General features: G+C 42.2%; 14 protein-coding genes and 4 pseudogenes. 5 read left to right on the plus strand and 13 right to left on the minus strand.

Annotated elements, in window-relative coordinates; translation table 11 throughout:
• Positions 1-152: 152 nt before the first annotated feature.
• Positions 153-380, plus strand: a pseudogene (locus PGX00_RS16590) (aspartate-alanine antiporter-like transporter); the annotation flags it as partial.
• Position 381: 1 nt separating this feature from the next.
• On the opposite strand, the gene PGX00_RS22985 reads toward PGX00_RS16590, so the two are convergent.
• The 4 genes and pseudogenes from PGX00_RS22985 to PGX00_RS16605 all read right to left on the minus strand — a co-directional run bounded on the left by PGX00_RS22985 (position 382) and on the right by PGX00_RS16605 (position 4,050).
• A complete protein-coding gene (locus PGX00_RS22985) occupies positions 382-579 on the minus strand; it encodes an Hpt domain-containing protein (protein ID WP_407702411.1) in 198 nt (65 codons plus the stop codon).
• A 175-nt stretch (positions 580-754) separates the two neighbouring features.
• Positions 755-1,210 (minus strand): annotated as a pseudogene (locus tag PGX00_RS16595) (serine hydrolase domain-containing protein); the annotation flags it as partial.
• Between the two features lie 98 nt (positions 1,211-1,308).
• Positions 1,309-2,172: an AraC family transcriptional regulator gene (locus tag PGX00_RS16600; protein ID WP_272138632.1), complete on the minus strand. Its 864-nt coding sequence runs from the start codon at positions 2,170-2,172 to the stop codon at positions 1,309-1,311.
• 261 nt (positions 2,173-2,433) lie between these two features.
• The gene (locus PGX00_RS16605) at positions 2,434-4,050 is read right to left on the minus strand and encodes a sigma-54-dependent Fis family transcriptional regulator (protein ID WP_272138634.1); all 1,617 of its coding nucleotides are present in this window, start codon (positions 4,048-4,050) and stop codon (positions 2,434-2,436) included.
• A gap of 237 nt (positions 4,051-4,287) precedes the next feature.
• Between PGX00_RS16605 and PGX00_RS16610 the strand changes: the two genes are divergently transcribed.
• The 4 genes from PGX00_RS16610 to PGX00_RS16625 all read left to right on the plus strand — a co-directional run bounded on the left by PGX00_RS16610 (position 4,288) and on the right by PGX00_RS16625 (position 7,415).
• Entirely contained in the window at positions 4,288-5,442 is a 1,155-nt protein-coding gene (locus PGX00_RS16610) for a reductive dehalogenase (RefSeq protein WP_272138636.1), read from the plus strand.
• 16 nt (positions 5,443-5,458) lie between these two features.
• On the plus strand, positions 5,459-5,701 hold the full coding sequence (locus PGX00_RS16615) for a hypothetical protein (RefSeq protein ID WP_272138639.1): 243 nt from the start codon (positions 5,459-5,461) through the stop codon (positions 5,699-5,701).
• Between the two features lie 15 nt (positions 5,702-5,716).
• On the plus strand, positions 5,717-6,025 hold the full coding sequence (locus tag PGX00_RS16620; protein WP_272138641.1) for a hypothetical protein: 309 nt from the start codon (positions 5,717-5,719) through the stop codon (positions 6,023-6,025).
• Between the two features lie 91 nt (positions 6,026-6,116).
• Positions 6,117-7,415, plus strand: a complete 1,299-nt coding sequence (locus PGX00_RS16625) for an FMN-binding protein (RefSeq protein ID WP_272138643.1) — start codon at positions 6,117-6,119, stop codon at positions 7,413-7,415.
• Between the two features lie 255 nt (positions 7,416-7,670).
• Here the strand turns inward: PGX00_RS16625 and PGX00_RS16630 are convergent, their stop codons facing one another.
• From PGX00_RS16630 to PGX00_RS16670, 9 genes and pseudogenes are all read right to left on the minus strand, one after another.
• Positions 7,671-8,186 (minus strand): lipocalin family protein, encoded by a 516-nt coding sequence (locus PGX00_RS16630; protein WP_272138645.1) that lies wholly within the window; start codon positions 8,184-8,186, stop codon positions 7,671-7,673.
• Between the two features lie 101 nt (positions 8,187-8,287).
• Positions 8,288-9,547: a sensor histidine kinase gene (locus PGX00_RS16635; protein WP_272138647.1), complete on the minus strand. Its 1,260-nt coding sequence runs from the start codon at positions 9,545-9,547 to the stop codon at positions 8,288-8,290.
• A pseudogene (locus PGX00_RS16640) lies at positions 9,548-10,221 on the minus strand (response regulator transcription factor). It abuts the gene before it with no gap.
• Positions 10,215-13,369: pseudogene (locus PGX00_RS16645) on the minus strand (efflux RND transporter permease subunit). Before PGX00_RS16645 ends, PGX00_RS16640 begins: the two co-directional pseudogenes overlap by 7 nt.
• Before the next feature lie 5 nt (positions 13,370-13,374).
• Positions 13,375-14,586 (minus strand): efflux RND transporter periplasmic adaptor subunit, encoded by a 1,212-nt coding sequence (locus PGX00_RS16650; protein WP_272138649.1) that lies wholly within the window; start codon positions 14,584-14,586, stop codon positions 13,375-13,377.
• Positions 14,583-15,950: a TolC family protein gene (locus PGX00_RS16655; RefSeq protein ID WP_272138651.1), complete on the minus strand. Its 1,368-nt coding sequence runs from the start codon at positions 15,948-15,950 to the stop codon at positions 14,583-14,585. Before PGX00_RS16655 ends, PGX00_RS16650 begins: the two co-directional genes overlap by 4 nt.
• Positions 15,951-16,139: 189 nt before the next feature.
• Complete coding sequence (locus tag PGX00_RS16660; protein WP_407702393.1) at positions 16,140-16,991, minus strand: ABC transporter permease; 852 nt, start codon at positions 16,989-16,991, stop codon at positions 16,140-16,142.
• A gap of 7 nt (positions 16,992-16,998) precedes the next feature.
• On the minus strand, positions 16,999-18,237 hold the full coding sequence (locus PGX00_RS16665; RefSeq protein ID WP_272138653.1) for an ABC transporter permease: 1,239 nt from the start codon (positions 18,235-18,237) through the stop codon (positions 16,999-17,001).
• Positions 18,238-18,267: 30 nt separating this feature from the next.
• Positions 18,268-19,320: an ABC transporter substrate-binding protein gene (locus PGX00_RS16670; RefSeq protein ID WP_272138656.1), complete on the minus strand. Its 1,053-nt coding sequence runs from the start codon at positions 19,318-19,320 to the stop codon at positions 18,268-18,270.
• Positions 19,321-19,327 lie beyond the last annotated feature (7 nt).

A 19,327-nucleotide genomic window follows, 5' to 3' on the forward strand; every position in this document is an offset into this window, starting at 1 on the left:
TTACTATGGACATACTTTATAATATTCGAATATCGATTAACTTTTTATTAAAAACTAATTTCGACAATAATATTAGATAAAACCGAACAGGATTTACTTATTTTTCAAATATTTATCAGACCAAATCAATAAAATTGATAAGCGAAACCCACATGAATACCATTCAGCACTTATTAAATATTTTACCTTACATTGCTCTATTTATTACTTTGTCATTGGGTTATCTAGTGGGCAAAATTACTATTGGCCGTTTTGCTTTTGCTAGTGTTGCTGGTACATTATTGATGGGAGTGCTAATTGGTCAATTAAATGTCCATATTGATCCAGAAGTAAAAAGCCTTTTCTTTGCATTATTCGTTTACTCTGTTGGATATCAAGGTTTTACTCTTCATAAACAATCTCCATTAGAAGACCATTAACAACATCCAATGTTTTATGCAATTCGTTTATCAAAACGTTCTTTAAAAGTACCGTTTTATCTGAATCTCGCTCATCTTGAAGATTACTAGCAATAGTCACCATCTTACTGTTGCCAATCATGCTAGCTGACCCTTTTATTTTATGTGCGTATTTTACAATGTCATCACTAGACTTTTTAAAACTTGAATGTCATTTTTTATAGACTCAACAATAACTGTATACATTTCCTTTTTATTTTCATCAGAATATCCATAAAACTTCTTGGCTATTGATAGCCTGAAGTCATAGTTACTAGAGCTAATTAAGCATTTCTCTACTGCACTGTAAATATCATCAACCCTGGATAGGCTTCATATACGATTTTACCTTCGTGAATGAGCATAAATCCTTGAGTACGAAACTGCGGATCTGCTAGGTAATCTTCCATTGTCATTTCGCCCTTGCTTTCCGTTTGTACTTTTAATTTAGCAAGTTCGGGTTGGATATTTTTAACAAGGGGTTTGTAGTTTTCACTTGGTGAAGCTACTGCTGTAGGCATGAATTCACTCATGTGCATATTGTAGTAAAACGAGTGGTCACCACCCATCTGCCAATGAAAGTTATTGAACCCAGCGCGAGCCGCATCGACAAATTCATTTGAGAATGGTTGTTTTGCAGCCTCTACGGGTAGGGTTACTTGAGCACCTTCTGCGCTTAATGCCGCTTCAACTGGGTTTTGATTTTCGTTGGCTACAGCATAATTACCTACCGCTATAGAGGTTACTGCCATAGCAACTGTTGAAAGTTTCATAATTCTAGCTCCTGTGTTGTGTAGGAGTAATATAAACAACAGGTAGAATTTGATATAGGTCACTTTGCGCCAAAAATACAATTGAAACCGCAAAGAAGTTATTTTTTATCTGAGAAAAATTTCGACATGTTCCTAAATTCTGTTGGAGAGATATCGGTATGCCTTTTAAAAAACTTCGCCAAGTTGGTCGGTTCATTAAAGCCTAAACTATAAGCAATCTCAGAGATAGGGGTTGAGGTGTAACCAATCAGTCGCTTCGCTTCCAATATTAGCCGCGCATCAATAACTTGTTTGGCCGACATTCCTTTAACTTTTTTGCAAACAGTATTAAGTCGCTTAACAGAAACCCTCAAGTCATCGGTATAGTCACTCACATTATGTCTAAGACTATAATTCTTCTCTACTTCATCACTAAACACTTGAAAACAAGAAAACTCCTTACTACGGCAAATTTCTTGTTTGCGATAACTGTTTCTAAAAAATATCTTATATAGAATACTTTGCAGCAAATTTCTTTGTAGACTACCACTCACTAGATCCTGACGGGCATGGCACTCTTCATAAAGCATGTTAAATTCCCTTCCAACCAAATCTAGCAAATCATCCATGATATCGACGCTTCGGATAGCTTTGGTAATTGCATAGTTAGCCGAGAGATTATCAACTGAAAACACCTCAGAGTCTTGGAATGAAATAACGTAGCCTTCCCACTGAAAAAGAGAATCAAAATAATGTATCTGGAGTGGGCTTAAAACGAGTAGCGTACCAGGTCGGCAATGGTATAACTTGTTATCTATATAGTGATAACCATTACCTTCAGTAACCAAAATTAACGCATAAAATTCTACCCTATGCGGTTTTGTAAGCTCTGAAGTTCCCCTGCGAGAGACAAGATCCTTCATCGAATCTGCTGTAATACCGAGTAGATAACTATCATTGTCGAATTGAATATTACTTATCATAATCACTACTTATCTCTGACTAATACATATACGACCAACTTATAGGATAACCTAATCGATCCTTGCCTAAAGATACATCTAGCCACAACACGGATACATTTCGTCATTTAATGATAGTTTTGATATTAGTCATAATTTTTAACCCCATGTTTAAGTTCTGTACAACAACTTCAGACTTATTTATGTTATCGAGGCAATACAATTCAACATCATTACACCAACAGCTTAAGTTAACTGGCTTTGAGTAACGGTACAACATCACTAAATTCGATAGAGCGATAACTTACGATACAAAGTTGACAGTACCATACCTAGGCTTTCTGCAGTGGCCCGTTTGTCTCCGTGATGGTAATCCAGAACCGCTAAAATGTGCTTTTTTTCAACCGCTTCCATTGGCATTAATGGATTGAAGCCAAGCTGTGGCTCGTCACTTGTGATTAACTCTGGTGGTAAATCATCTTCTTCTACCCATTCTCCACTACAGAGTGCGACGGCGTACTCCATAGCATTAGCCAACTCACGAACATTACCCGGCCAGCTATGATCCATCAGGCGCTTAACTGCTGCCCGAGATAGACCAATGACGTTACGGTGCATACTGACACTAAATTTGTACAAAAACAGATTGGCGATGGGCAGGATATCTTCGCGGCGTTGGTCGAGATTTGGAATCGTTAACTCTATTACCCGCAATCGATAAAAAAGATCTTGTCTAAACGTTCCTTTTTGAACCTCTTCACTAAGATTGCGATTGGTAGCGACAATAATTCGGACATCTAACTTTCGGGTTATATTTTCGCCAATACGTTTTATCTCTTTTTCTTGCAGAACTCTCAGTAATTTAACCTGCATATTTGCACTGGTTTCACCTATCTCATCTAGAAATATGGTGCCACCATTAGCTTCTTCGAATAAGCCCATACGAGCCCTGTCCGCCCCAGTAAAAGCACCTTTAGCGTGGCCAAATAATTCGGCTTCGAGCAAACTTTCGCTTAAAGCCCCACAGTTAACCGGGATAAACGGCCCGTCAGCCCGAGAAGAGACTTGGTGTACGTAACGACTAATGTGTTCTTTACCAACGCCACTACCACCACTCACTAATACAGTGGAGTCAACTTGAGCCGCTCTTCTGGCAATGCTAATAAGCTTGATCATTAAAGGGCTACGAGCAATAAAGCCTTGAATAGGATCGATGGGGTTCTCAAGCATTTCCCGTTCTTTGCTGTGAGCCGCTAAACGCTGTTCTAATAGTTGAATCTGCTGTTCTTGCTCTTTGAGAGTTTTACTAATGCTTTCCATCTCAAAATAAGGTAAATGATCGTCAAGGCGGTGGTCCCAACACTCTTTAAAACGGCCCTCCATTTGGCAATAAGGATCGCCTTTAGAAATGCATTTGGTTTCGATAAAGAACATTTCCCGGCCCCGTTTATAGGTTTCATAACCACTAGCGAAACCCGTTAAGGTCCAGCAACTCCCTTCTTCAGCGGTGCCTAATAGATTAAGGTGCTGCTCTGCCTCATAGGAATTCTCCATTTTTGTCCGGATGAGTAACCCTCCACCCTCTTCGTTTCTTTCCACCCTATTGGTGGTATTGACCAACCCAAACAGACGATGCAAGTGCTCTCCACCATGGCCATCAAACAATACTTCTGGAAAATCTTCTTCAATCATTTTCGCGGTACGCCAACCGTGGGCAAAACCAAACCGAGTCAAGATTTTTCGGGCTTTGTGATAACCGAGAGTATCAATTAACTCTTTTCGCAATAAGCCAAGTGCAAGTGCATCTAAAATAAGCACTCGCTGTTGCATGAAGTGCACCGACGCATCCTTATTGGATTGACTGAGTAAACTGTTAAGAAATAATTCTTCGACTTTCATGGCGCTCCAAACAAATTCTTATTTTCAGAAATGAAATTCCTATTTTCGGAATTTAATCAGTAAATCGGCCCAATAACCGAGACCTACCTCATAAAAACCCTATTAATAATAATGGTATGACACTTGCAATTTAGAGACCTATGAGAAGCGCTATTCACCCCAGTAGATAATAAAACGTGGGTTAATAGGCCAATTTTAATCGTCCAAATAATCCAAAAAATGAAAGGGAATATATTTATGACTAAATACCATTCGACAGTGGGTCGGCGGGATTTTATGAAGATGTTGGGAATGGGGGCGGCCGGCGCGGCTACGCTTGGTGGAGCAACAAAAGCTTTTGCGGATTTGGATGAGATGATGGATTCGCCCTACGCAGAGCGTAATCTCCCTTGGTGGGTAAAAGAGGTCGATGAACCCACTATAGAAATTGACTGGGATAATATGGAAGTATTTCCTGGACCACATAAAACCCTATTTAATCCAATGAGTTGGGAAAACCCTCAAGACTGGATGGATATTCGAGACAATAACATTGCTTCAACCACGGAAAAGGTAAGAAACAATGAACCAGGATATTCCCTTCGAGATCGTGCTCTTGCAGACGCGAATTGCTGGGGTTGGGGAACCAATACGGCGCTGCAACCATCGTGGACTGGTCCCGATGTGCAGGCGAACCCTGACTGGGAACACCCTACCATGTTTTATACACCGAAAGATTTCGGTGTCCCTGCCCACAAAGGGACCCCAGAAGAAAACTCGCGCATGCTGCGAGTCGCTGGGCGCGTTCTCGGTGCTGCGGATATGGGGTTTGTTAAACTTGACGAAAGAACCAAAAAACTTCTCTATGGCAACCTTCGGTTCGAAAATGTTGAGCGAGGATACGATCCCAAAGATGGTACTTTTGTTTTACCAGACAAAGACCTCTGGGTTGTATGTGCGGTAATTCCTCAAAGTCTATGGATGGCACAGCACACTGATCGCATGAGTTGGGCTGCCGCCAATACCGCGGCCTATTCACGAGCCAACATATACTCTAACCGTATCAATGTTTTCTTACGTGGTCTTGGCTACCAGTTCTACGGAGGCGGTACTGCAGCTATCGGCCGTAGTGTTGGCTTTGGCATCATGTCAGGAATGGGTGAATATGGTCGTGCCGGAATTTTAGTTAGCCCTCAGTGGGGTACCAATATTCGAACGGTACATCTAACGGTGACTGATATGCCATTAGCAGAAACCAAGCCTATCGATGCCGGTATTCTAGAGTTTTGTAAAACCTGTAAAAAATGTGCAGAAATGTGCCCGTCTGGTGCGATACCAACTGCAGATGAGCCGTGGTGGGGGAGAAAAACCTTGGCAAGCCAAAGGTTACAAGGGTTGGTACCAAGATGCTAAAAAATGCTATTCCTATATGCTTGGTGAAGATCCCGATTGTAGCCGCTGTCAGGCTGTCTGTCCGTTTACCAAATTTGATGAAGCAGTCGTGCATGACTTAGTTCGCATGTCCATAGCTAAAACACCCGGACTCAACAATACCATTAGAAAGCTAGATGATGTGTTTGGCTATGGTAACGAACCATCCGGAAGTACATCGCCTTGGGATGTCGATCCTATGGATATTCCTCTATTCGGACTAGATAAGTCACGCTCATAAGGTAAGGAGAATAACATGCGGTTAGTTAACTATGATTGGCTTTACTACGTAGTGGTAGGCTTCATTCTTGGTGGCGGAGCAGCTTACCTTCACGCCTATCTCAAGGTACAAAGTGCTAAATTAAAATGGTACGAACTATTTGCAACGGTATTCATCTTTATCACCGTTGTGTTAATGGCGCAAACCGTTATTGCATCCTTCAATGAGGGAGAATCACGTGCCGCTTGGCTCACGATTGTTTTTGTGGGACTACCGGTCGTTATTATAACCCTAAGCGTTACACGCTCATTCCTTAGAAGGGTATCTTCAAACTTAAGCTCCTAAACATAATGACTACGGGCTCTTCCTTGCGCTATCGCGCTTGGGAGAATCCGTTAAATTGTCGTTGTCACCATTAAAACTGTGTTGAAAACCTATGGCATTTGAACTTAAATTTAATAAAGAAAAGCAAGAAGAATCCAGTCGTCCAGCAGGATGCCAAGGATGTCAGAATCTCCAAAAGGCTAAACCTAACAAGAAAAGAAAACCAAGATCTAGTAACAAGAAATTCAAAGACAGAGCCATTGCAGTTGCGTCTATTTTGTTGATCATGGTCGCTTGGTTCATTGGAAGTTATCGAGAAAATACAGACATTGGCCCCTATCTTCATCAAGCAATACCCGAAGCAGAACGGATCGAACCCTCGACCAATGGAAACTATGCCGCCTATAATAAAGAGCAGCTGATTGGATACATTTCTATTGGTGTCGCAAGCGGTTATGGAGGGCCTATTCGAATGGCCGTTGCCACCGATATAGAAGGCCTAATAACCAACATTATTGTTGTTCGTCACCTAGAAACACCAAGCTTTTTCTATAAAGTAGACAAAAACGGACTGATTTTGCGCTTAATGGGTAAAAGTTACAATGATGCCTTTAATTTAGACGTTGATGTCGATGGTGTAAGTGGTGCTACGTACACTTCTCAAGGGATTGCAAATGCTGTTTTAAACGCAAGCCAGCGTATTGCTAAAACTGAACTGAATATCGCCGTTGCTCCACGAGCACCGGCCAAGGTGGAATTTGGTGTGCCAGAAATAACACTGGTTGCACTGTTTTTACTTGGTACCCTTGGACGAAAAATATCTGGGACACACACAAAGAAACTGCGTTGGTTCAGTATGTTAACCGGGATGGTCGTTCTTGGCTTCATCTATACCAACCCTATGACCATTTCTCTTTTTAACAAAATGTTACTAGGTTTTTGGCCCGACTGGCACACACACCTTTATTGGTACATTCTGATATTTGGGATCGTATTCTCATTAACAGTGCTAGATAAAAACGCCTATTGCGAATGGATCTGTCCATTTGGCGCAGTTCAAGAATGCATGGGGAAAATTGGGGGAGCAAAAGCCCACCCTATCCGTCGTTTTCAATCCCAATTGAAATGGCTGCAACGCGCAGTTGCGTTAACGGCTATTGTTATCGCCCTAATATACCGCAATCCGGGAATATCAAGCTACGAAGTATTCGGAACCTTGTTTAGTTTTGAAGGTAATATTCCTCAGTTTTTCTTACTTGGACTGGTTTTGGTCGTATCCACGCTCATCCATCGACCATGGTGTCGGTATCTTTGTCCTCTCCACCCAATAGAGTCCTTTATAAAACTTATTAATACTTGGAGGAAAGACGTATGGCTAAAAGTTCGTCCCGTCAAAAAGATTCAAAATTAAAAGAACTGTTGATTATTGCTTTTGTCATGATCTGTTTCACGCTGATTTTTGCTGACGTTGGGAATAACCTTTTACAGGAGCTTAGCCAAGTAAAGAAATAATAATATGCAGTAATAAATTAAGTGGTTAAACGTTAGATCTTTACTTTGATGAATACAAATTAAGGCGAACTGGAGCAATTGATTGGTCTTGTCTGTTGTTCGTTCTAACAAGTAGGCCGATGGTATCGCTCACATCGGCCATCACTCTATATCGCTATTGATTGTGAGAGACCCAGATAAGATTTTTTGTATCAAAACCTCGGGCATTAGACATGGATGTAAATTTCTCTTTTATTCCCTCATCAATCTCTGGAGTTCGAGATAACAACCACAAGTAGTCGTTGTCAGGACCAGATACGAAGGCATATTGATAATTTTCACCGAGTTCAAACACCACATATGAGCCATAGAAAGGACCAAAAAAGGAGACTTTTAAGTAACCTTGGTCACTTGTATTAACAAAATACGCTTTGCCTTCTGCTTGTTTCCATTCACTCTCCGAAGCAGAATACCCACGATTTATCACCGTCACTTTTCCATTATTTTGAATGCTGTATTCCGCAGTAACTTCGCTCAGCCCTCTCTCAAAGCTGTGGTCTAATCGCGCTACCTCATACCATTTTCCCATATACTGCTGAACATCAAAGTTCTCGACAGGCTGCACGTTCTCCGGCATGCCTAAACAGCCTGTAAGAATTATTGAAAATAATAGTAATAAGCTCTTTTTCATCGTTATTTTTCCTTGTTTGAGCCAGCGGATATGGCCACAGTCAATAGAAACTCAATTTGCACAGGCCGCTCTAGGCCTCCTTGTTCGCTTCGCAAAGGCCATCATAAAACAATCAGAACTTTATAGCTTGTTTCATCAGAACTATCTGAATATTGCCATCCGTACCTGTTCGCCAATTTTTTAGTGAGACTCAAGCCTAGACCAAATCCCAAACTGGCACTTTCGGCAGAAATAAATGAACTTGAATTAATAACAGACACTGTGTTTTCATGTTGGGTTAATGTGACCTTTCCATCAACTGTGTGCTGGAAAGCATTACGAATAAGGTTGGCCAGGACAATTCGACAGGGTATCTCCGCGACAAGAAGAGAGTGTTCGGTCGTAATTACTTCTAGTTTCACTGGCTTATTTTTCAATAAATATGCCAGTTCCTCAACCAGCTCATCTATCATCTGCTTCAGGTTCACTCTTCCGCTTACAGGTAAGTTAGAGTCGTCTCGACTTAACCACAATAGTGTTTCGGTGAGGTTAGTCATGGTTCGTCCAGCACGGTCTATTCTCTCCACAACCTCAAACTGTTTCTTTGTACCCTGTTCTTTTTCATATAACTTAACCAATAATTCTGTGTTCGCTCTGATCACAGATATTGGCGTTCTTAACTCATGACTCGCGTGGGCTAAAAACTGGTGCTCTCTTTCTACACTTTCTTGAACAGAACCAAGACTACCTTTAATAATCTCCGCTAATGTATTTAGTTCTGCATACTGAAAATCTGGGACAGGATTCTTTAAGCTATCTTCATCTAACGATTTAGCCCAGTCTCTTAACAATTCTACGGGGCCCGCGACCCTTTTTATTAGAAGAAACAAAATCGACGTAAAAACGGCAATAACGCCAACGGCAACAATAGCGACCGCGAAAAGGTGTTGCATACGTCTGCCAATTTGTTTCCCGTCAAACCCATCGATCATAACTAACGATTTGGAAATATACCGAACTTCTCCGTTTTTGTTCATTGTCTTCATGACGAAGTAGACTTTTTCTGGAGGAGAAAACCACCCTCCTCCAACATCACTTTTTTCTACCCTGAAGTCTTTTACCGGCCGATTATCAAAGGCTTCTTTCACTTCCAGCGGTATGTCTTGCCAACGTTCTGAAATATGGTAGCCCATTACATCAAGGGGTTGACCATCTTCGACACCTTCCACATCAGCAAATGCACGCATTGTCTGCGCTTGTCCCCTATCCATACCCTGAAAAAAAGAGTCGAGAGTTAACACAGAAAAGAAAATCGCCACGGCTGAGGCAAGCAAAATCATACTGACAATAAAACGAATTTTAAGGCTTGGTCTTATCTTCATTTACTTCTCGTTATTTTCAATAGAGAACCCAAATCCGGGAATAGTGTGAAGCAAAGGTTTATCTCCAGCAGAATCCAATTGTTTCCTCAGGTTGAAGATGTGAACCTTTAAACTGTTACTTTCTGGCTGATCATCGCCCCATATAGCCTGCGTTATTGTTGCTCTAGACACTGGGTTGGGGCTATTCCTTAATAGCAATTCCAAGATTTTTATTGCCGTTGGTGAAAGCTTCAAGTCCTGTCCATTTCTACATGCTATCTTTTTTCCAAATCAAGAGAAACGCCAGCAACCGTCAGCAGAGTCACTTGACCACTGCGACGACGAGCTAAAGCCCTAACGCGGACGATCAATTCTTCCATTGCAAAAGGTTTGACTAAATAATCGTCTGCACCTTTAGCAAATCCCTTTAATTTGTCATCCAAAGCATCCATAGCGGTCAGCATTAAAACAGGCGTGTCGTTACCTTTCGCTCTCATTGCCTCACACACGGCGAGGCCGTGCATTTGAGGCAGGTTGAGATCAAGAATAATAGCGTGGTAATCGTTCTTTTCGATTAAATTTAGGCCAACTACACCATTTGCACCGTGATCACACTGAATCCCCTCAAGCTCAAGGTAGTCAATCACGGCTGTCGCGAGATCAATATCGTCTTCGACTAATAGTAAGTTCAACACTCGTTTATCACGCCTTTTGAAGGGGAAACTCTGTCCATTAACTTACCACACATCGTACTAATTTCATGATTGATCAGCAATAAAGATGGAATGAGCACCAGTGTGATTAGTGTTGCAAAGAGGATCCCATAACCGAGCGCAGCCGCGGCTGGTATAAGAAATTGCGCCTGAACGGATGTTTCCCCAAGCAATGGCGCTAGGCCCGCAAAAGTGGTAAAAGAAGTCAGAAGTACCGCTCTTAATCGGCCAGTACAAGCCTCAAATATCGCCTCTTTAACCGCCATGTTCTTTTCTCGTACCAAGGTATTGAATCGAGACACGAGTAGCAAACTATCATTTACCACCACACCACTCAGTGCTAGAACACCGTTTAAGGACAGTATACTGATAGTCAGATCATTCATTACGTGACCAAGAATCGCACCGACAATACCAAACGGAATCGCCATCATAATAAGAAGCGGCTGAACATAAGACTTCAACGGAATAGCAAGCAAGGCATAGATCGCAATAAGTGCCACTACAAACATGCTGCTCATAGAGCTCGTCGTTTCTGCTTGGTGTTCGGCTTCACCTGCGAAATCAATCGATAGTCCTGAATATTGAGCTAACAATTGTGGTACAAGTTCAGATTTGATCTGCTGTACTAATTCATTCGATGCTATTACCTGTTTATCGACGCTCGCAGTAATGAACACAGCCCGTAAACTGTCAATTCGAGTGATCTCTGTTTGCTGATATTCAGTATAAACCTTGGCCACTGTACTTAATGGCACCACGGTACCATCTGTTGTCCTTATATGAGCCTCCATAATGTCAGCGAGTGTCTGTCTCTGTTCTTCGGGGTAGCGAACCTTAACCTTGACTTCATCGCTATCTCTCTGGAATTTTTGAACTGTTGCCCCTCCGAACGAACGAAGTATTTGTGAAGAAAGGCTTGACGTATCAAGGCCAAGTGATCGCCCTTGCTCTGTTAGCTCAAATCGATATTGTGGCTCTCCTGGACTCATGTTGTCGTCAATTCCGCTCACGCCTTTTATACTTTCGAGCTTCGCTTTCATTTCCGCACCCGCAGCGAAAACTGTATCGCTATCCCAGGCTTTAAGTTCGACCTTAAACGTATCTCCCATCGATTTTTTGGATTCAATACTGAGCTTTTTAACACCTTCCGGATTGCCGACTAACGTTTTCCATTCCTTTATTAACTCGGTAGGCTCATAAACACTGTTGCTATCAATTTCAACGATGACCGAGCCGCTATCATCATTCTCAGCCGTAACTTGTAGGTTAAGTATTTCGCTCTCTTGCGTACCATACTTGTCGATAAGCTTTGCATCGGCCGCTATTACGGTACTTTCTAGCTGCAACAAACTGGCTTGGGTCTGACCATAGCTCGCGTCGTCATACATAGAGATCTCCCCACGTATCGTATCGCCTGCAATGTCAGGGAAAAAGAAACTCGAACTTTGCCAGTCACAGGCAAACCAACCACCAGTACAAAAAGAGAGAGAAATAAAACGATGACGGCATACCGATATTGAAGTGCAACACCAATTGCTCTGCGGTAAATATGAAGACTAAACCATTGAAGTCCCGCATCCGCACCATGTTGAATTCTTGACCAAATACCCTTTCCTGCCGCTCGATGTGTGTTTAAGTGTGCTAAATGAGAAGGCAGTATGAGTTTTGATTCCACTACGGATAGCAGCAGACAAATCATGACGACCGTACCGAATTGGGCATAGATTTCACCCATTCGCCCTTCTACATTGGCTATAGCAATAAACGCCGCTACCGTCGTTAATACCCCGAAAATAGTCGGCACCGCGACTTTCAAGGTACCTCTCACGGTACTTTCTATACTATCTCCATCTTCTCGCCGTGTGGTGTAGATACTCTCCCCGACCACTACAGCGTCATCGACGACAATACCAAGGGCCATGATGAACCCGAAAGTGGTCATCTCATTGATGGTTAGGCCCGTAAAATTGTCCGTCATGAAATATAACGTACCGAAGAAGACAAATGGCAAACCTGCCGCCACCCAAAAGGCGACTCTCAAGTTTAAAAAGACAGCCAAAATAATAAAAACTAACGCGATACCGGATAGCGCATTTTTTACCAACAGGCTTAGACGATCTTTGATGATAGTGCTCGAATCATACCAAGTAGTCAGCTGCACATCCTGAGGAAGATAATTAGAAGTATTCCATTTATCTACCACCTGATTCGCCTGATCGACAATTTTGGTAATATCGCCATACTCATCCATGACAATCTCGATTGCCATACCGCTTTGTTGGTTATAGCGTGACAATGTAAAAGTATCGTCTTCAAACGTTTCTGTTACGTTAGCAATATCTCCCAAGTAGATATGGGTTCCATCAGATAAGGTAAGAAGACGTATATTGGCAAACTCTTGTTGCTCATAAGCCTGTTCAGACACCTTTAATCTCACCACCTTCTCGTTATTTCTAAGGCTAGTAGTGATGGCACTAGAAGATTCAGCATTAATAGCATCCGAAACATCAGATAATGTTAGCCCGTACGCCTGCAATTTAGCTTCGTCTAACTCGACTGCTATCATAGGGTCGGCTGTGGCTTTGATATCCAAATCACGGATAGCCGGTTGTGTTAATAAGTCAGATTTTAGCTTCTCTGCAAGATCTTGAAATGTCGCTCTGTCAGCATCACCATAAAGTTGAACCCAAATGGCGTGATCTTGCCTAGTGGCTTTTTCAATCACTGGATTATCAGCGTCCGAAGGAAAATCATTAATCGCATCAACCTTGGTTTTGATATCCGTAAAAAGGGTATCCAATGGGTAGTCACTGTTTTTTTCAACCACCACCTGACTACCGTTGGCATTCGATGTTGAAGTAATCGCATCAATACCGGCTACGCTTTCTAACGCTTCTTCTATTTTAATGGCGATCCCTTCTTCTGCCTGATTAGGATCACCACTGTCATAAGTAACCGATATGGTTACTCTATCGGGTGCAAGACTAGGAAAGGCTTCTTTACGAATCTCACTTAAAGAAAAAATACCCATCACAATAGTGCCAATAAGAAGAAGATTTGCTGCCACTGAATTGCGAGCGAACCAACCTATAATTCCTTCACTGTAACTTGAGGTAGAGTTTTGCATGTCGATTACCCTTCAAGCTTAGGAGTCATAAGCATACCAACGACGTAATTACTTAATGGTCTTTTAATGATTTGAGCCGAACTGATATCTTCAATTGGTGACACATAAACAGAACCTGATTTTTCAAATACCTTTTTAGCTGGCACCTTATTAAGCAGATTATCTTCCGTTAAATACCAGATATCACCTTGCTGTGAAATTGCCGACGCTGGTAACTCCCATGTATTGTCTAATATTGCGCCTTCGATATGTGCCTGAACAAACGTTCCTGGGAACAGACCTACGTCTTGCTCGAAAGGCTTATCAACGGCAATAACCAATGATCGTTGACGAGACGCTACATCTACATGCTGCTCAACACGAGTAACATACCCTTGCCAGCTATTCTCACCATCTGAGCTATACAAAGTAACTGGCCATTTTGCATTATCTTTGTTGGAGATATCGCTGTTCGTTAATTTTGGCAGTGATTGCCACTGTTTCATTGATAATGGGATTTCAATTTCAACCAAATCTGTACTGTATAGTTCTGCTACTGATGTACCCACTTGTGCGTAACTACCTGGTTGAATGTTTCTTTCAACCACCAACGCATCAAATGGGGCCTTGATTACCGTTTTCGCCAAATCTTGCTGGGCTTTCTTTAGACTATATTTGGCATTTTCTACTACTGCTATTTGTGCCGCAAGTTGAGGTTCTCTTAACACTAAAGGGGAATTAGGTTCTCCAGTCATACCTGAACGTTTCCATTCTAATCGCGCTTGTTCTCCTGTTCTTTCTTCTTCTAACAAATCAAGTTCAGCTTGAGCTAAATCGGATTTAGCGGCCGCAACAGCCTGCAAATAGGTGGTATTTTCAAGTGTTGCTAAAACATCACCTTTTTTAACTAACTTACCCGTTTCGAAACGAGGCATAAGCTTTTCAACCCTGCCACTCACTTCTGCACTATAGGTAATAGCATAATGGGCAGATGCTTCACCGTAACCTTTCACTAATGCCTTATACGTATCGGCTTTGACTTCGAGTACAACGACGCTCGGTGCACTTGCCGCTATCATCTCTTCTTGAACCGCTTTCGGCACATTAGAAGAGCGATGAGCATTTTGTGACGGTGGACCTTTTTTGTCAGCGAGTTGAGACCCCGTATACGCAATGGTACTGCCTAAACATGCGATAGAAACTAGCGTGACAAGAATCGGTAATGGTTTAAGTTTCATGAGGATACTCCTAAGCCCAATGCTAGGCCTAAATCAATTCGGTTTACTAAACGGTTATAAATAACTTGAGTAAGGTTCGCTTTAACATCAAACCCATTGGTTTGAACAGAAATCAAATCAGAGATATCTACCAAGCCTTCTCTATATTTTTCCTGGTAATTAGCAAAACTGCGTTTCGCACTTTCAAGTGCAAGTTCTAAATGTCGCTGTTGTTCCGCTAATGATTTTTCTTGACCAAGCGCGTTCTCAACTTCGTTTACCGCATTCAATAATGTTTCTTGATAAACCCAATAGGCTTTCTCTGTCGTCATTTCAGCAATATCAACTTGTGACTGTAAGTAACCACCGTCAAAGATAGGGGCGGACAACTGACCAAGCAGGCTCCATAATGGACTGGTTAACAATGCAGAGGTTGGAGAAGAGGCAGTATCGGAGAGGGCAACGGATAAACTGATAGAGGGTAGAAGTGCCTTGTACGCCGCGTCCGTTCTAAATTCTTCTGCTTCTAAATCATAAAAAGCGCTTTTCAAGTCGGGTCGTCTTGATAAATCCTGTTCAGGAAGAGAGACCAGCGGTGTAATAACGTCGGGAAATTCAGCGCTAACATTGAAACTCTGATCACCTCCCATGGTACCAATGAGTAAAGCAAGACTTCTCTCATTTTGAGCTAGCACTTCAGTATAATTCGCTAACGTTGCGCGGGTTGAAGCACTGTCTGTTCTAGCGGTGTCTAAATCTTCTAGATCACCTAACCCTGCACGGTATTTTTCTAGGATGAGGCTTTCATTGTCTTCGGTTATCTGTAGTCTTTGCTTTTCAATATCCACTAACTGTTTTTGTAAGCTAATCTGTAGCCACGCACGCATAATGTTAGCGGCTAAAGTATCGGTTGCACTTTGATAATTGGCAATGCTGCTAGCAATGTCTTTGTCGGCTGCGTTCGTCTCATTGCCGATTTTATTCCACAGGTCCACTTCCCAGCTGACGGTAAGATCCGCACTGTATGATGCATCCGATTCTTCTTCTTTATCCGCATCGTATCCCGCTGTTAATGAAGGGATTCGAGAGCTATTTGTGGCATCGCGTTCTGCATAAACAATTTTTAAAGCCATTAAGGTTTGCTGCAAGCTTGGATTCTTCTCCATTGCTTGATTAATCAACATATCTAATTCGGGAATATTCATTAATTCCGTTAGACTAACAACCTCTGTTGCCTCTGACTGCGCAGCGTTCCACTGTATTTGCTGTTCAAGGGACTGCTTAGCAAGTTCTTGAAAATTCTTATCCGGTGATGAACTGCACCCCATTAAACTGACAATAGCCAGTGCGACGAGGGAACGACTCATTTTTCCATAAGACTTCATGATCTGTCTCTCCTATTCTAGATTTCTCGAGAATAAAACAGCACTGGTTAAAAGAGGGTTAAAAGAGGTTATTAAAATAAGCTAGTTGCTGATTAGTTTTTAGTGAAGACTCTCAACAATTAATTAGTAAATCCTTACCTTGAAATCAACGCCCCTTAAATACAATTTGTGTTTAAGGGGCGTTTATCGTTATTTCTCACCTAAACGAATACTTTCGGAGCGTGCGCGTAAGTATTCCATCGTGAGTAACAGCAACATCGACACAACCACCAATAAGGTCGCGACCGCTAAAATTGTTGGGTTAATTTGCTCACGCAGTCCAGAAAACATTTGTCGAGGGATAGTCCGCTGTTCAGGCCCTGCAAGAAAAAGTACGACAACCACTTCGTCAAACGATGTTACAAACGCGAACAAAGCACCAGAAATAACACCAGGGCGAATCAACGGCATAATTATCTTAAAAAATGTATAACCTGGTTTTGCCCCCATACCTAACGAAGCGTTAACAAGAGATAAATCGAATCCAGCTAATGCCGCGTTTACCGTAATGATAACAAAGGGCGTCCCCAATACGGCGTGAGCGATGATAACCCCAAGATACGTCCCTGCCAGATTCAGTTGAGTATAAAAGAAGAACATCCCAGCCGCAGTGATGATCAATGGCACAATCATAGGTGAAAGCAGTAACGCCATAATCGCACGCTGAAACGGCATATTAGAGTTGCTCATACCAATAGCGGCAAGTGTGCCCAACACTGTCGCAATTATTGTCGAAGCAATACCGATTAAAAAACTGTTCTTTATCGCTAACATCCATTTGTCGTCATTCCAAATCTGCTGATACCACTTGATTGAATATGCCTCTGGATCGAGGGCTAACATCCCTTCAGTGAAAGAGAAAAACGGCTCAGAGTTGAATGAAAGTGGGATAATTACCAATATTGGTAACATCAAAAAGGCCAACACTAAATAAGCACTTAAAGAGAGACTTATTGACCCTAACTTCTGCATTGGTGAGTAATAACTTGGAAAACGTGACATAACTAACTTACCCCAATTTAATATTTTTAACACCGACGCTGCGGTCATAAACCCAGTACAACAATATAATTAATACCAGCAGCAAACTGCCTAGCGCTGCGGCCAGTTCCCAGTTGTTAGAAGATTGCATGTGGAAGGCGATAATATTACTTATCATCTGCCCGTCTGTGCCTCCCACCAATGCAGGGGTAATGTAGTAACCAATCGAAATAATAAAAACCAAAAGCGCACCAGCACTAAGGCCGGGTAATGTCATCGGAAAATAGATTTTGTAAAAGGCAGGAAGTGGCTTTGAGCCAAGAGACAATGCCGCTCTAAAGTAACTGGGGTCGATATTTTTCATCACACTATAAAGTGGTAAAACCATAAATGGTAAAAGTATATGGGTCATGGAGATAACGGTCGCAAACTCGGTATACAAGAGTTCCAAGGGTTCACGAATTATCCCTATCGATTGCAATGTCGAATTCACTACCCCGTTAGTTTGCAGCAAAGCAATCCAAGACGTGGTTCTTACCAGTAATGAAGTCCAAAATGGCAATAATACAAAAACAATCAGTGTATTGGCTTTTTTAGAACTCGCTTGCGCCAAATAGTACGAGAGAGGGAAAGCGAGAATGGCCGTAAGTAGCGTAATCGTAAAAGCGATGCGGATACTGCGCCAATACAGTTTAAGATATATTTGAGTGTCTCTGGCTTCAATATCTCCTGCTTTATTACGCTTAAGATCCATTGACGTCAGATAAAATCTATCTGTCCAAACACCACCAAGTTGGTACATTGCACTCCAGAGATCTGGGTTATGCCACTTCTTATGGCTAGCAAGCAATTGCTCGCCTTCCCCATTCACTAGCTCTTCTGTCGGTATCTTTTTTAGCTTACGCGAGGTAGATTTTATTAGGCTCGATGAGCCCGGTATTGCCCTATTTAGTTCTTCTGCGAGTTTGCCAGAAAGTCGCTCGTTGGCTAATACTTGTAGTTCTTGGCTAAAAACCGCAATCGTAGAACGAGGTGGCATTCCACCCTGCTTTGCATCCCACCCCTTCATGGACGTTAGTGTTTCAGGAATCAACTGAGCCACAGTGGGGTGATAAACACTTCGATACAACATAGTGGCAATCGGTGCAATAAATGCCAGCAAGACAAAACACAAAAGTGGTAACGTAAACGCTAACAACTTCAGTTTTTTTCGTTTCAGTTGTTTCTGAAAATGCGCTTTCTCTTCCGCATTAAGTTGTGCTGACATTGCTTACTCCTTTCTCACTTTAGTAAAAAATTATTTCAATAACCATTCGTTGAATTTTTCACCTAGAGATTCACCATAATCTGCCCAGAATAGACCCGATGCTTTCAGACCCTCATCCAAATGCGATGATGGCAGTTTAGGGAGCAGATCTTTATCTACATACTGGTAAGAAGATTGGCGAGTCGGGCCATAAGCGATATCTGGCATGCCAGAAAGTGGCTTAGATCCTGTTGCGAAGCGTATAAATTCTTCTGCTAGCGCCTTGTGTTTAGTACCCTTTACAATAGCCCACACATCCAAGTCATACAGATGCGCATCCCAGACCATTTCAAACGGCTTTCCTTCTTCTTGTATGGCGTTGAAGATACGGCCATTAGCAGACTGAACCATCACCGCACCACCATCATTTAACAGTTGTGGTGCCTGAGACCATGAATCGAACCAGACTATGTCATCTTTAATTGTCGCAAGTTTTGCTAGAGCACGCTGTTGGCCTTCGTCAGTCTCTAACACTGCGTACACTTCTTCTTTAGGCACACCATCGGCAATGAGTGCCCATTCCATATTCACCTGCGGACGCTTACGTAGTGCGCGTTTACCTGGGAACTTTTTCGTATCAAACAGATCCATTACCGACATTGGTTCGCCACCTTTAATGGTGTCGCTGTTGTAAGCAAACAGAACTGTCCAAACAATGTTACCTACACCACATTCGTTGGCGAGCGCTTCTTTATTAAAGTCCTCCATTGCTGGCGTCCCATCTGAACCCGCTGGCAACGTGTCCATTGGAAATGGTTCTAATAAACCTTCTGAGCAAGCTCGTTCCAGATCGATCACTTCTACGTCGATAACATCCCAAAGCACATTGCCACTTTCAACCTGGGCTTTGAGCTCCGCTATACCGCCAGAGTAGTCTTCAAACAGAATCTTGTTCCCTGTTTTTTCAACAAAAGGGTCGATCATATGTTTTTGTTGTGTCGCACCATATGAGCCACCAAAAGAAACGGCGGTAAGTTGCTCTGCAAAAGCGCTAGAACTCAGTGCTCCTGCTAACAACAAAGCTGTTGTAGTTTTTCTAATCATTGTGATT

Origin of the sequence: Vibrio algarum, assembly GCF_028204155.1 — a bacterium.
In the GTDB taxonomy this organism is placed as follows: domain Bacteria; phylum Pseudomonadota; class Gammaproteobacteria; order Enterobacterales; family Vibrionaceae; genus Vibrio; species Vibrio algarum.